The following is a 13,654-nucleotide window of genomic DNA, read 5'->3' as shown; positions in this document are numbered from 1 at the left end:
TCGCGCACAGGAGTATGATCGTGCAGATATCCTTCACACTCAACGGACGGCCAACAACTGTCGATGTCGAGCCGGCGACGCTCGTCGCCGAGCTGCTGCGCGAGCGGCTCACCCTCACCGGCACCCATATCGGCTGCGACACCAGCCAGTGCGGCGCCTGCGTGGTGCATCTCGACGGCCTGCCGGTGAAGAGCTGCACGCTGCTGGCGCCTGCGCTCGACGGTGCGACGCTGCTCACCATCGAGGGGCTTCACGGCGCCCCCGGTTCGAACCAGATGCATCCGATGCAGGAGGCGTTCCGTGAGCATCACGGTCTGCAATGCGGCTTTTGCACGCCCGGCATGCTGATGACGGCGGTGGCGCTCGCGACCGAGAAGCCGGACCTGACGGAAGCCGACGTCCGCCACGGCCTTGAAGGCAATATCTGCCGCTGCACCGGCTATCAGAACATCGTCGTCTCGGTGATATCAGGCGCCGCCGCCATGAACGCCGCCAAGGGAGAGTGACCATGGGCAATGTGATCGGGATCGGCGCGTCACCTAAACGGAAAGAGGACCAGCGCTTCCTCACCGGCCGCGGCAATTACGTCTCCGACATCAAGCGTCCCGGCATGACGGCGGGTGTGTTCGTGCGCTCGCCGCACGGACACGCGATCCTGCGCGGCATCGACAAGGGTGCGGCGCTCGCATCGCCCGGCGTCATCGCGGTCCTGACCGGCGAGGATGTCGCCGCCGACAAGCTGGGCTCGCTGCCCTGCGGCTGGGGTATCTCGGATGCCAAGGGCGTGCCGATGAAGGAGCCGCCATTCCCGATGCTGGCGCAGGGCAAGGTGCGCTTCGTCGGCGACATGGTGGCTTTCGTCGTCGCGGAGACGCCGGAGCAGGCCAACGCGGCAGCCGAGCTGATGACGGTGAATTACGAGGTGCTGCCCTCGGTGGTCGGCGTGCTCGAAGCCGTGCGGCCGGGCGCGCCGCAACTGTTCGACGACGTGCCGAACAACATCTGCTGCGATTGGGAGCTCGGCGACAAGGCCGCGGTCGAGACCGCCTTCCGGAAAGCGGTGCATGTCGCAAAGCTCAGCCTCGTCAACAACCGGCTGATCGGCAACCCGATGGAGCCGCGCGCGGCGATCGCTGAATATGAGCCCGGCACCGATCGCTTCACGCTGTGGACCACCAGCCAGTTCCCGCACGTCGTGCGCTTTTTGATGGGCGCGCTGGTGCTGAACATTCCGCAGCACAAGCTGCGCGTGGTCGCACCCGATGTCGGCGGCGGCTTTGGCGTCAAGCAGTTCCACTATGGCGAGGAGGCCGTGATCACCTGGGCCGCCAAGCGCGTGATGCGGCCGATCAAATGGGTCGCGAGCCGGTCGGAGGGTTATGTCTCCGATCGGCACGGCCGCGATCACGTCACCGAGGCCGAACTCGCACTCGACGAGACCGGAAAATTCCTCGCCTTCCGTGTCAACACGCTCGCCAATATGGGCGGCTATCTCTCGACCTTCGGACCGAACATCCCGACCAATCTCTACGGACCGCTGCTCGGCGGCGTCTACACCACGCCAGCAATCTACTGCAACGTGAAGGTGGTGTTCACCAACACCGTTCCGGTCGACGCCTATCGCGGCGCGGGCCGACCCGAGGCGACCTTCGTGCTGGAGCGCATCGTCGACGTCGCGGCAGCCGAAATGGGTATCGACCGGGTCGAGATCCGCCGCCGCAACATGATCCCGAAGGAGGCCTATCCCTATCAGACGCCGGTGCTGGTGCAGTACGATTCCGGCGATCCGATGGGGTGTCTCGACGGCGCTCTTGTCGCGGCCGACGTCAAGAACTTCGGAATCCGCAAGGCGGACTCGGCGCGCAGGGGCAAATTCCGCGGGCTCGGCTACTCGACCTATGTCGAGGCCTGCGGCCTTGCGCCGTCGCGTTTTGCCGGGCGGCTGGGAGCGCGCGGCGGGCTCTATGAAAGTGCCACGGTGCGCGTGCATCCGACCGGCCAGGTGACGGTCATGATTGGCACCCACAATCACGGCCAGGGCCATGAGACGACGTTTGCGCAGATCGTCTCGGAAAAGCTCGGCGTGTCCTTTGAGAATGTCGACATCGTGTTCGGCGATACCGATCGCGTGCAGTTCGGCATGGGCACCTATGGCTCGCGCTCGCTGGTGGTCGGCGGCGCGGCGCTGTCGAAGGCGACGGACAAGGTGGTCGCGAAAGGCAAGAAGATCGCGGCGCATCTGCTTGAAGCGGCCGAAGTCGATATCCAATTCGAGGCCGGAAAATTCTCGGTCGCGGGCACCGACCGCATGAAGACGTTCGAGGAGATCGCGGGCGCCGCCTACGTGCCTCACGACTATCCGCTCGAAGTGCTGGAGCCGGGGCTTGAGGAGCAGGCCTATTACGATCCCGTCAACTTCACCTATCCCGGCGGCTGCCACATCGCCGAGGTCGAGGTTGATCCGGAAACCGGCACGGTGACGCTGGTCGACTACACCGCGGTCGACGACGTCGGCACCGTCATCAACCCGATGATCGTCGAGGGCCAGTTGCACGGCGGCATCGTGCAGGGCGTCGGTCAGGCGCTGTACGAGAACGCGGTCTATGACGAGGGCTCGGGCCAGCTGCTGTCGGGCTCGCTGATGGACTACTGCATGCCGCGCGCCGACCACATGCCGATGATGAAAATCGCGACCCATTCGACGCTGTGCACGCACACGCCGATGGGCGTGAAGGGCTGCGGCGAGGTCGGTACCATCGGTTCGCCGGCCGCGGTCATCAACGCGGTGGTGGATGCGCTGTCGCATCTCGGCGTCACCCATGTCGACATGCCGGCGACGCCGAACCGGATCTGGCGCCTGCTGCAGAACGCGTCGCTGCCGGTCGCTGCGGAATAGGGAGGATAACAATGAAGCCGTTCGCCTATCACCAGCCGGGCCGGATTCCCGACGCTGCAAAACTGCTGACCTCGATCGAGGACAGCAAGCTCGTCGCCGGCGGCATGACGCTGATCCCGACGCTGAAGCAGCGGCTGGCCAGTCCGCCTGCCTTGATCGACCTGTCGAGGCTCGAGAACCTCAAGGGTATCACCGACGACGGCGCCACCGTCACCATTGGCGCGATGACGCCGCATGCGGTGGTGGCTGCCTCGAAGCTGGTGCAGGCAAAGATTCCCGGTCTCGCCGCGCTGGCCTCGATGATCGGCGATCCCGCCGTACGCATCCGTGGCACCATCGGCGGATCGGTCGCGAACAACGATCCGGCGGCCGATTATCCGGCGGGTGTGCTCGGTCTTGGCGCCACCGTCGTCACCAGCACACGCGAGATCGCGGCCGACGGGTTCTTCCGTGGCCTGTTCGAGACCGCGCTAGAACCTGGCGAGATCATCACGGCGATCCGCTTTCCGGTGCCGTTCAAGGCGGGCTACGCCAAGTTCAAGGCGCCGGCGTCGCGCTATGCGCTGGTCGGCGTGTTCGTCGCGAAATTCGCCGATGGCGTTCGCGTGGCCGTGACCGGAGCAGGCTCCGGCGTATTCCGCGTTCCCCCGATGGAAGAAGCGCTGTCGCAAAATTTCGATCCGTCCGCGATCGCGGCGATCAGGATCGACACCGACGGTCTCACCTCCGATATCCACGCCGAAGCCGACTACCGTGCACATCTCGTCACGGTCATGGCCAAGCGCGCCGTCGACGCGGCGCTCAGCTAGCTCTTTTAGGGTTGATGATGACTGATGGTTCCGGCCGAACGGCCTTCCCGCCGGCGCCGACTGGCCTTGGCTCGCTTTCCGCAACCGAGATCCTGGCCGGCTACCGGCGCAAGGCGTTCACTCCGCGCGATGTCGTCGACGACACCATTGCCGCGCTGGAGGTGACGAACGAGACCTGCAACGCGGTGGTGACGCCGATGTACGAGCAGGCGAGGGCGGAGGCCGATCGTCTCACCAGGGAGATGCGCGCCGGCGAGCCCCAGGGGCCGCTCGCCGGTGTACCCGTCACGATCAAGGACCTCGTCTTTGTCGCAGGCGTGCCGGCTTATGGCGGCTCGCCGATGAACAAGGCATTCGTGCCTGACGTCGACGCGGCGGTTGTCTCGTCGCTGAAGCAGGCGGGTGCGATCGTCACCTGCAAGACCACGACCTGCGAGTCCGGTTACAAGTTGACGGCGGACAGCCCGGTCACCGGTACCACGCGCAATCCCTGGAACCCCGGTCGCACCAGCGGCGGATCGAGCGGCGGCGCGGCGGCGGGCGTTGCCGCAGGCTGCGGTCCGATCGCGATCGGAACCGACGGCGTCGGCTCGATCCGCGTGCCCTCGTCCTTTTGCGGTGTGTTCGGCCTCAAGCCGACCTTTGGCCTGGTGCCGCGCTCGCCCGGCTTCTCGCCACCGTCCTGGGGCTCGCTTGCGCATACCGGGCCGATCACGCGCACGGTCACGGATGCCGCGCTGACACTGGAGATCATCGCCGGCTACGACCTGCGCGATCCCGCGAGCCTGCCGGTGGCGGCGCGGCGGTTCGATACGAACGCCGAGCCGTTGAACGGCATTCGTATCGGCGCCAGCGTCGATCTCGGCTACGCCGCCGTCAGCCCCGAGGTGCGCGCGGCGTTCGGCAAGGCGCTGGCCATTCTCGATGCTTGCGGCGCGCAGGTCACCATGGATGGTCCGGGCCTCGATCCCGGCATTTTGGAGCACACGCTGAAGCCGATCGCCTTTACCGAACAGGCGGCTGCGGTCGCAACCAGGACCACGGCCGATCTCGCCGGCTCCGAAGCAGATTATCTTGATGTCATCAGTGCCGGCCGGCGCTACAGCGGCTCGGACTATATCGAAGCGGGGTATCGTCGCGGTCAGGCTCGCAGCGGCTTCCTGAAGCTTTTCGAGCGCGTCGATGCGCTGGTGACGCCGACGGTCGCGGTGACCGCGTTCGAAGCCGGCCGGATCGGCGTCGACACGATCGACGGCAGCAAGGTCGATCCGCATCTGGGCTGGTCGCCCTTCACCTGGCCGATCAATCTCGCCGGCCTTCCGGCGGCGACGCTGCCTTGCGGCTTCGATCGCGATGGTCTGCCGATCGGCTTGCAGATCGTGGCGCGCTGGCTCGACGAGCCGACCATTTTCCGCATCGCCGCCGCGTTCGAAGCGGCGCAGCCCTGGGCAAAATTCTGGCCGCAGATGGCGCTGCGCCAGAAAGCGTAAGCTAAGACAGCTCGATCGGCGCGCCGCGGCCGCTGAGTTCTTCGTCGAGGCGCAAATAGTGCGCGAGATAGTCGTGCAGGGCGGTCGCCGCCTTCGAGGTCGCGCCGCTCGACTTGTAGAGCAGCAGCTCGATCTTCGGCAGCGGTGGCAGGCCCTCGTTGGGGCCGATCTCGCGCATCGCAGGCACCAGCGCGCTGCGGCCGAGTACGGTCACGGCCATGCCGGCGAAGGCGGCTGCCTGGAGGCCGCCGACGCTTTCGCTGACGCAGGCGATGCGCCAGCGCAGATTCGCGCGTTCCAGCGTGTCGATCGCGTAGTCGCGGTAGATGTTGCCGGGCGGCAGCAGCGCCAGCGGAATGGGCCGTTCCTGGTGCGCGGCGGACTGCTCGCCGGTCATCCAGACCAGTTGCTCGCGCCGTACCACTTGGCCGCCCGTAAAATCGTTCATGCGGGTGACGAGCGCGATGTCGACATCGCCGCGCTTGACGAGGCCCACCAGCGGCGTCGAGAGCGCGCAATTGAGCTCGACCTGAACGCGCGGGAAGGATTTTCGGAACACGCTGAGGATCTGCGGCAGCATGAAGGCGGCATAGAGGTCGGGCGTGCCGAGCACGACCTGACCCTCGATCTCCTGTGACGCCAGTTGCGAAATCAATTCGTCATGCAACCGGAGGATGGATTTGGCGTAGGTGAGAACAGTGGTGCCATCCTCGCTCAGCGTCAGCCGGCGGCCGGCATGCTCGAACAATTGCTTGCCGGTGAGCTCCTCCAGCCGCTGCAATTGCAAGGTGATCGCCGGCTGGGTGCGGCCCAGCCGGCGCGCGGTCTCGGTAATGCTGCCGGTCTCGACCACCGAGATCAGCGACCGGAGCATGCGGATGTCGAGACTGATGAGGTTCATGTGGCGTCCATGTCGCCCAGAATTTATGCAAGTTCCATGCTAGGCTAAGGTGGCAGGCTTGAATGTCTAGGCCGCAGGCGGGCTTGTTCTCATCAATTAGACGCCGTGCCAGTCCAGCGTTGCTGGCATACTGAATATCGATTATCAGGCGGCCCGGCGCGCATGATGCGCCCAATGAACATAAAAGGGAGCACGAAACATGAAAGAGACCTCACCAACGCGACGAGAGTTGCTTGCAATTGCCGCGGCGGCAAGTGCTGCTTCAATCGCCGAAGCAACGCCGGCTGCGGGGCAGGCCGGGTCGAAGCCGATCTTTCCGGTGCCGATGGTCGCGATCCCAATCGTCGGCGAAACCCAGGTGTTCCAGGTCCGCCGCATCTACTGCATCGGGCGCAACTACGCGGCGCACGCGATCGAGCGCGGCTCGGACCCGAACCGCGAGCCACCGTTCTTCTTCCAGAAGCCGACCGACGCAATCCAGAACGTTGCTGTGGGCGAGGTCGCCGATCATCCCTATCCGTCGCTGACCAAGAACTATCACCACGAGGTCGAGCTGGTCGCCGCGCTCAAGTCCGGCGGCTCCAACATCCCGGCCGAGAAGGCGCTCGACCATGTCTATGGCTACGCGCTCGGCCTCGACATGACCCGGCGCGATCTCCAGAACGGCATGGCCGCGGAAAAGAAGCCGTGGGAGATCGGCAAGAGCTTTGACCACGCCGCGGTGATCGGCCCGATCCATCCGGCCAGCAAGACCGGCCATTTCGACAAGGGCGCCATTTCGCTGGCGATCAACGGGACGGTGAAGCAGAGCTCGGATCTCAGCAAGATGATCTGGAGCGTGGCCGAGCAGATCGCAAAACTGTCGGAAGCTTTCGAGCTCAAGGCCGGCGACATCATCTATTCCGGCACGCCGGAGAATGTCGGTCCCGTCGTGAAGGGCGACGTGCTCCTGTGCAAGCTCGACGGCTTGCCGGACATGTCGATCAAGATCGTCTGATTGATCGAGCCCCAGACCGGGAGTGCAACATGTTGCGGTATGCCATGGTCGCCACGTTGGGGCTGGCCTTTGCTGTCACCAGCGCAGTAACGGGAAACGCTGAAGGCAAGAGCGACGTCGCCCCCACGGGAGCGCTGCGCGTGGCGGTGGCCGTCGGCCCCGCCGCGTCGGCGTTCTGGACAACGCGTGATCCTTCAACCGGAAAGCCGCGCGGCGTCACCGTCGAACTCGCCAAGGCCGCTGCCGACAAGCTGCACGTTCCGCTCCTGCTCGTCGAATACCAGAGCTCCGACGAGATCGCCGCCGCCAGCGGCAAGGACGTCTGGGACCTCTCCTTCATGCCGGCGGACGTCAAGCGCGAGCAGTTCGTGGACCAGGGACCCGCTTACGTCGCCTATATGAGCGGTTATCTCGTTCGCGCCGGTTCGGACATCCGCTCCGTTGCCGATGTCGATCGTGCCGGGATGCGTGTCGGCTGCATCGAGGGGACGTCGACGTCACGCACGGTCGAGAGGTCGCTGAAGCAGGCGAAGCTGACAAAGTTCGTGAAGCCGGAAGAGGCGGCTGAGCTGATCGGCAAGGGCGAGCTCGATGCTCTCGCGATGGGCATGGGCGCCTTGGAAGACCTCTCGCGAAAGCTGCCTGGAACGAGGGTGCTCGACCAAGTGATCCAGTCGACAGGCGTGGTCGTGGTCGTTCCCAAGGGCAAGGCCGCGGCAAAGGCCTGGGCCGCGCATTTCCTCGACGAGGCCAAGGCGGATGGCACGGTGCGAAGCGCGCTCGACGGTAACGGATTTACCAGCGACAAGGTCGCGCCGTAGTTGCCGATCTGCCTCCGCTGGGACCACGATCTGAAGGCAGGGGCCTTTGAATTGCCGGAGTTCCATCGACGATTGCCCTGTGTTGGGCAACGAACAAACCTCGTGCAGCCATATTTAAGTATGAGTCACTCCCGTGAGGGAGGCGCTCCGATGAACAAAGCTCTGATCACCGCCGTCGTGATGCTGGCTAGCGTGCCTGCGAGCGCCGTCGCGCAGGAGCGCGCTGGTGCTGCGGCGTTGGGAGCCGTGTCAGGCGCCGTCGTGCTGGGTCCGATCGGTGCCGTCGCGGGCGCGGTGGTCGGTTATACCGCCGGACCTGCAATCGCGCGGTCCTGGGGCGCGAGAGATTCACGCTCGGCAAGACATCGGCAGCCGCCGCGTCGGGAGGCGTACCGTGCGGCCGCGACCGGCGCTCCGCCGCGCACACGCGAGGCGATGGATGCGAACGGCCGGATGAGAGCTGCCAGCAATCCGCCGGTTCAAGCCGCGCCTGCGGTGCAGCCCGTTCAAGCTGCTCCTGCGGTGCCCGCGCAGACCACGACGCCGCCGGTTCAAGGATTCGACTGAGGTCAGCTTACGCCGCCGCCTTCGGCCGCAGCCGATCGACCGTCCGTGCGATCAGCGCCGCGACTTCCTCGACCTTCGGCCCGATCCGGAACTCAGGGCCCGCGACGACAACCGAAAGTCTGCGATCGCTGATCGGCAGCGGGATCGCTGCACCGGCGAGATCGCGACTGTAGTCGCCAAAACTCTGGCAGTAGCCGCGTTGGATCGAGTTGCGCAGCTCGGTCTCGACTGCTTCGATGCTGATCGGCGTGGACGGGCCGTATTGCTTGAACTCGATCTTGCGATAGACGGAGTCGCGCTCCTCCTGCGAGTATTGCAGCAGCAGCGCGCGACCGCTTGCCGTGGCATGGATCGGCACGCGGTGGCCGATGGTGGCGAAATAACGGATCGCTGCCTTGGACTCGACGACGTCGATGAACACGGCCATCACGCCGGCCGGCGCCACGATGGAGGCGGTCTCGCCGGTCTCGGCCGAGAGGTCGGTCACCAGCGTATGCGTCCATGGCGGCAACGGCTCGACCTCGGAGATCATCCGCGCCATCGCCAGCCAGCGTGGCGTCGGATAGAAGCCGGCGCGCGGCCGCGGTTCGTAGAGATAGCCTTTCTCCGACAGCGTCGCGAGCAGGTTGAAGGTCGACGAACGGGGCCAGCCGAAATGATCGGCGATCTCGGCAAGCGTCGCCGGCTTCCTCGTCTGCGCGAAGAATTCCATGATCTCCAGGACGTTGGCGGCTTGGCGAACGATCATGGTGAGGCTTGCGTCCTGATCTAGGGCTGGCCGAGGATCTTCTTCGCGGCGCGAAGATGCGGCTTGTCGATCATCTGGCCGTCGAGACGCAACGTGCCGGAGTTCGGATTGCTCGCGAACGCCGCGATCACCTTCTCCGCCCAATTGCGCTCGGCCTCGGTCGGCTCGAAGGCGGCGTTAACGACATCGACATGCTTGGGATGGATCAGCGCCTTTGCCGAGAATCCATCGCGCCGCGCGGCGCGCGTTTCCTGCTCCAGGCCCGCCAGATTGTCGATGTCGGTATAGACGGTGTCGATCGGCGCGACCTCGGCCGCAGCGGCCGCCATCAGGCAGAGATCGCGTGCCAGACGATAAGGGCTGTGGAACACGCCGCCTGACGCTTTTTCAGTGGCGCCGAGCGAGGCCGAAAGATCTTCCGCGCCCCACATCAGGCCCGCGAGGCGAGGGGAGCAGCCCTTGTAGCTGCCGAGCCCGAAGATCGATCCTGCGGTTTCGGTCGCGACGCAGACGATGCGCGTTGAACCGATTGCGATACCAGCCGCAGCTTCCAAAGCTTCGAGCCAGGTCGCGACCTGCCGCACGTCGTCGCCGCCCTGCGATTTCGGCAGCACGATGCCGTCGGGCTTGCCTGGAATTACCGCGGCGAGGTCAGCGAGGGTCATGCCGGTGTCGAGGGCGTTGACGCGGACATAGAGCTGATGGGACTTGTTACGGCCCTTCAGCATCGCCAGCGTCAACCCGCGCGCCTCCGGCTTCTTGTCGGTGACGACGGAATCTTCGAGATCGATGATCAGCGCGTCGGCCTTGCCTTCACTGGCCTTCTCGAATTTGCGCGGGGAGTCGCCCGGCACGAACAGCATCGAACGCATCAGACCGGCCTCTTGTGCATCATCGCCATGCGGCGGCATTTGCCGACGATCTCGTCGTTCTGGTTGAGAGCGTGGTGCTCGAACTCGACGATGCCCGCCTTGGGGCGCGATTTGGATTCCCTCAACGAAAGCACCTTCGTCGTCGCACGCAGGGTGTCGCCATGGAAGACCGGTTTCGGAAAAGTGACGTCGGTCATGCCGAGATTGGCAACGGTGGTCCCCATGGTCGTATCATAGACCGTCATGCCGATCATAATGCCGAGGGTGTAAAGGCTGTTGAAAATGCGCTGGCCGAACTCGGTCTGGGCCGAAAAATGTGCGTCGATGTGCAGCGGCTGCGGATTGAGCGTCAGCAGGCTGAACATGGTGTTGTCCATCTCCGTGACGGTCCGCGTCAGGGGATGCCTGAACTCCTGGCCTACGGAAAAGTCTTCGAAATAAAGTCCGGCCATCGCGGTTTCCTCCCTGTGTCTTGATTTTTTGCCGGCGTCCGCTTCTTACGGCGGCGGCGCCAGGTGAACTGCTTTCTGCTCTGCGAGCCGTTCGATCTCCTTGGTCGAGAAGCCGGCCTCACGCAAAATGTCGCGGCCGTGCTGGCCGAGTGTCGGCGCGGGGCCGGCTGGCTCCGGCTGGGTCACGCTCCAGGTCGAGGGAACGCGCATCTGGCGGATGCGACCTTCCACGGGGTGATCCACTGTCTTGAAGAAGTCGATCGCATTGAGATGCGGATCGTCCAGAATCGTCTCCAGCGTGTGCATCGGCATCACCGGGATATCGGCGCGCTCCAGAAGTCCGCGCCATTCCGCAGTGGTGCGCGTGACGAAGATGTGGCCGATCTCTTCGTAGATCTCGTCAATATGCTTCGTGCGCGCAGCGTGGTTGGCAAAGCGCGGTTGATCGAGGAAATGCGGTTGCCCGATCGCCTCGAAAAAGCTGCGCCAGTGCTTGTCGTTGTAGATCAGGACGCAGAGATAGCCATCGCTGGTCTTGTAGGGCTTTCTATAGCGCGAGAGCAGGCGGGCGTAGCCGCCATGGTCGAGCGGCGGGTCGTAGGTCAGTCCGCCGAGGTGATCGACCAGCACGAACTCCGTCATGGATTCGAACATCGGCACGTCGATGCGTTGGCCGATGCCGGTGCGCTGCTGGTGCATCAATCCGCCCATGATGGCATTGACCATCATCAGTCCGACGATGCGGTCGGCGATGGTGACGGGAACGTAGCGTGGCGTGCCGTCGCCGGCGGCTGCGAGAAGCGTCGGGATCGTGGCCGCGCCCTGGATCAGATCGTCGTAGGCGGGTTTTGCGGCATATGGGCCGGACTGGCCGTAGCCGAACGCGCCGACATAGAGGAGAGCGGGATTGACCGCGGCCAGCGTCTCGTAGTCGAGGCCGAGCCGCGCCATCGCCTGCGGGCGCACATTATAGACGAGTGCGTTGGCGCGCTTGGCGAGCCGCAGCAGCGTGTCGCGCCCCTCCTTCTTCTTGAGGTCGAGGACGATGCTACGCTTGCCGCGGTTGGCGTTGAGAAACATCCCGCCCATTCCGGGCGTGCGGCCGAGACCGATCTGGCGAACGATGTCGCCCTCGGGGCTTTCGACCTTGATGATTTCAGCGCCCATGTCCGCCAGCACCTGGGTGCCATAGGGGCCCATCAGCACCGAGGTCAGGTCGAGAATGGTGAAGCCGGCTAGCGGTCCCATGGGGCCTCGTTAGATGAATTCATATACGTGGAGTTAGAGTTCAGAAATTGCGGATGTCAATTCGACCTCCCTGCACTGCGGCGCATAGCTCTATGCATAGTTCATATACTTGACATATAAATTCACATATATGTACATTTTCCTCAAGCACGAATTGGAGTGAGGGCCGGACGGTGCTGCAGCGTTTAGCTGCCGCCTTCGGCGTGGGGACGCGTCAAGGAGAACGAAATGAAGAGGAATCTGGTCTGGGTCGTCGCAGCGCTCGCTCTCTCGTTGCCGATCTCGACGATGTCGTCCCAGGCGCTGGAGCTGAAGGTCGCCGATAGCTTCCCCGGTGACCACTATCTCGTCCGTCTCATGCTCAAGCCGTGGATGGAGGATGTCACCAAGCGGACCAACGGCGCTGTCACCTTTGTCCATTATCCGAACCAGCAGATCGGCAAGGCCACCGACATGCTGCGCCTGACCCAGTCCGGCGTAATCGACATCGGCTACATCGGGCCGTCCTACGTCTCGGACAAGATGCCGCTCTCCGAGGTCGCGCAATTGCCGGGCTCATTCCAGACCAGCTGCCAGGGCACACTCGCCTATTGGAAGACCGCGCGGGAAGGCATCCTGGCCAAGCAGGAATACGCGCCGAACAAGATCAAACTGCTGATGGCCGTGGTGCTGCCGCCCTACCAGGTGTGGACCGCCAAGGCGAAGGTCGAGACGATCAAGGACATGGCTGGCCTGAAGCTGCGCACCACCGGCGGCGCGCAGGATCTCACCGTGCGTACGCTCGGCGCTGTGCCGGTGCGCATGGCCGCGCCGGATGCCTATGAGTCGCTGTCGCGCGGCACCATGGACGGGCTTCTGTTCCCAATGGACAGCGTCGTCGCATACGGCCTGGACAAGCTCGTCAAGTATGCGACCGAAGGCGTCAGCTTCGGCAGCTTCATCGTCGCCTACTCGATCAATCAATCGGTCTGGGACAAATTGCCGGACGATGTGAAGAAGGCGATGGACGAGGCGTCGGAGGCGATCGCGCCAAAGGCCTGTGCCGATGTCGACAAAGAGCAGGACGTCACGCGGCAGAAGATGAAGGATCAGGGCATCAGCTTCACTGCGCTTCCGGATGCCACACGCACGGAAATGAAGGAAAAGCTCAAGGGCGTCGCGCAGGAATGGGCGACCGGGCTGGACAGCCGCGGCAAGCAGGCTTCTGCCGCGCTCAAGGAGTTCGAGGGTTTGCTCGCCGCCGGCGGCGCGAAGTAGCGCGGCACGATCGAAGCGGAAGGGAGGCGTCGAAGATGATCAAGCGAGCAGCAGATGTGCTCGGCGTGCTGGAGCGCGCGCTGACGGTGATCGCGGCGATCTCTCTCTTTGCGATCATGGCGCTCGTGGTGGCCGACGTGTTCATGCGTTACGTCATGAACAGTCCGTTCTCATTCACCTATGATCTGATCGGACTCTATCTCCTTGCCGGCGTGTTCTTCCTGACGCTGTCGGATACCTTGCGCGTGCATGCGCATGTCGGCGTGGACATCCTGCTGTCACGCCTTCCGCCGGCGGGCCGGCGGCTGTCAGAGGTTGTGACCGCGCTCACGGGGCTGTTCGTCTTCGTCCTGATCTCGAAGGTCGGGTTCGAGCGCGCGCTCGAGAACTACCAGCAGCACGACGTGCTCGCCGGCGCCATTCCGTGGCCGACGTGGATATCGGCTGCGCTGGTGCCGTTCGGCTGCTGTGTGCTGGTGTTGCGTCTGGCGCTGCAATTGATCGGCCACGGGCTCAGCCTGGTGAGCGGTCATGATCTCTATCCCCTGCCGCCCGAGACCGGGACCGGCGAAGCCAACTCGTTCGAGTAGCGACCC

General features: G+C 64.4%; 13 protein-coding genes and 1 pseudogene. 9 read left to right on the top strand and 5 right to left on the bottom strand.

All coding sequences use genetic code 11. The features are described from left to right. Nucleotides 1–14: 14 nt before the first annotated feature. From JQ591_RS29935 to JQ591_RS29920, 4 genes are read left to right on the top strand one after another with little or no spacing between them, the layout of a single operon-like run. Complete coding sequence (locus JQ591_RS29935) at nucleotides 15–506, top strand: (2Fe-2S)-binding protein (RefSeq protein WP_211399575.1); 492 nt, start codon at nucleotides 15–17, stop codon at nucleotides 504–506. A 2-nt stretch (nucleotides 507–508) separates the two neighbouring features. Beyond that, complete coding sequence (locus JQ591_RS29930; protein ID WP_211399574.1) at nucleotides 509–2,896, top strand: xanthine dehydrogenase family protein molybdopterin-binding subunit; 2,388 nt, start codon at nucleotides 509–511, stop codon at nucleotides 2,894–2,896. 11 nt (nucleotides 2,897–2,907) lie between these two features. Continuing rightward, nucleotides 2,908–3,705 carry an FAD binding domain-containing protein gene (locus tag JQ591_RS29925; protein WP_211399573.1) on the top strand — a complete coding sequence of 266 codons (798 nt, stop codon included), beginning with the start codon at nucleotides 2,908–2,910 and terminating at the stop codon, nucleotides 3,703–3,705. Nucleotides 3,706–3,722: 17 nt separating this feature from the next. After that, a complete protein-coding gene (locus JQ591_RS29920; protein ID WP_211399572.1) occupies nucleotides 3,723–5,195 on the top strand; it encodes an amidase in 1,473 nt (490 codons plus the stop codon). A gap of 1 nt (nucleotide 5,196) precedes the next feature. On the opposite strand, the gene JQ591_RS29915 is transcribed toward JQ591_RS29920, so the two are convergent. Then, a complete protein-coding gene (locus tag JQ591_RS29915) occupies nucleotides 5,197–6,096 on the bottom strand; it encodes a LysR substrate-binding domain-containing protein (protein ID WP_211399571.1) in 900 nt (299 codons plus the stop codon). A gap of 199 nt (nucleotides 6,097–6,295) precedes the next feature. On the opposite strand from JQ591_RS29915, the gene JQ591_RS29910 reads away from it, so the two are divergent. The 3 genes from JQ591_RS29910 to JQ591_RS29900 all read left to right on the top strand — a co-directional run bounded on the left by JQ591_RS29910 (nucleotide 6,296) and on the right by JQ591_RS29900 (nucleotide 8,481). Beyond that, the gene (locus tag JQ591_RS29910; protein WP_211399570.1) at nucleotides 6,296–7,093 is read left to right on the top strand and encodes a fumarylacetoacetate hydrolase family protein; all 798 of its coding nucleotides are present in this window, start codon (nucleotides 6,296–6,298) and stop codon (nucleotides 7,091–7,093) included. Between the two features lie 29 nt (nucleotides 7,094–7,122). Next, on the top strand, nucleotides 7,123–7,914 hold the full coding sequence (locus JQ591_RS29905; RefSeq protein ID WP_211399569.1) for a transporter substrate-binding domain-containing protein: 792 nt from the start codon (nucleotides 7,123–7,125) through the stop codon (nucleotides 7,912–7,914). A gap of 150 nt (nucleotides 7,915–8,064) precedes the next feature. Next, a complete protein-coding gene (locus tag JQ591_RS29900) occupies nucleotides 8,065–8,481 on the top strand; it encodes a hypothetical protein (protein WP_211399568.1) in 417 nt (138 codons plus the stop codon). A gap of 7 nt (nucleotides 8,482–8,488) precedes the next feature. Here the strand turns inward: JQ591_RS29900 and JQ591_RS29895 are convergent, their stop codons facing one another. From JQ591_RS29895 to JQ591_RS29880, 4 genes and pseudogenes are all read right to left on the bottom strand, one after another. After that, a complete protein-coding gene (locus JQ591_RS29895) occupies nucleotides 8,489–9,229 on the bottom strand; it encodes an IclR family transcriptional regulator (RefSeq protein WP_211399567.1) in 741 nt (246 codons plus the stop codon). A 20-nt stretch (nucleotides 9,230–9,249) separates the two neighbouring features. Further along, nucleotides 9,250–10,101: an HpcH/HpaI aldolase/citrate lyase family protein gene (locus JQ591_RS29890; RefSeq protein WP_211399566.1), complete on the bottom strand. Its 852-nt coding sequence runs from the start codon at nucleotides 10,099–10,101 to the stop codon at nucleotides 9,250–9,252. Next, a pseudogene (locus tag JQ591_RS29885) lies at nucleotides 10,101–10,571 on the bottom strand (MaoC family dehydratase); the annotation flags it as partial. The gene JQ591_RS29890 and the pseudogene JQ591_RS29885, both read right to left, overlap by 1 nt. A gap of 27 nt (nucleotides 10,572–10,598) precedes the next feature. Continuing rightward, entirely contained in the window at nucleotides 10,599–11,801 is a 1,203-nt protein-coding gene (locus JQ591_RS29880) for a CaiB/BaiF CoA transferase family protein (protein ID WP_211399564.1), read from the bottom strand. A gap of 228 nt (nucleotides 11,802–12,029) precedes the next feature. Between JQ591_RS29880 and dctP the strand changes: the two genes are divergently transcribed. Further along, a complete protein-coding gene (dctP, locus tag JQ591_RS29875; RefSeq protein WP_211399563.1) occupies nucleotides 12,030–13,058 on the top strand; it encodes a TRAP transporter substrate-binding protein DctP in 1,029 nt (342 codons plus the stop codon). Nucleotides 13,059–13,093: 35 nt separating this feature from the next. Next, nucleotides 13,094–13,648, top strand: coding sequence for a TRAP transporter small permease (locus JQ591_RS29870; RefSeq protein WP_211399562.1), 555 nt, complete (start codon nucleotides 13,094–13,096; stop codon nucleotides 13,646–13,648). Nucleotides 13,649–13,654 lie beyond the last annotated feature (6 nt).

Source organism: Bradyrhizobium canariense, assembly GCF_018130465.1.
Taxonomy (GTDB): Bacteria; Pseudomonadota; Alphaproteobacteria; order Rhizobiales; family Xanthobacteraceae; genus Bradyrhizobium; species Bradyrhizobium canariense_C.
The sequence above is the reverse complement of the archived record's forward strand: the minus strand, read 5'-3'. Positions and strand labels throughout refer to the sequence as shown.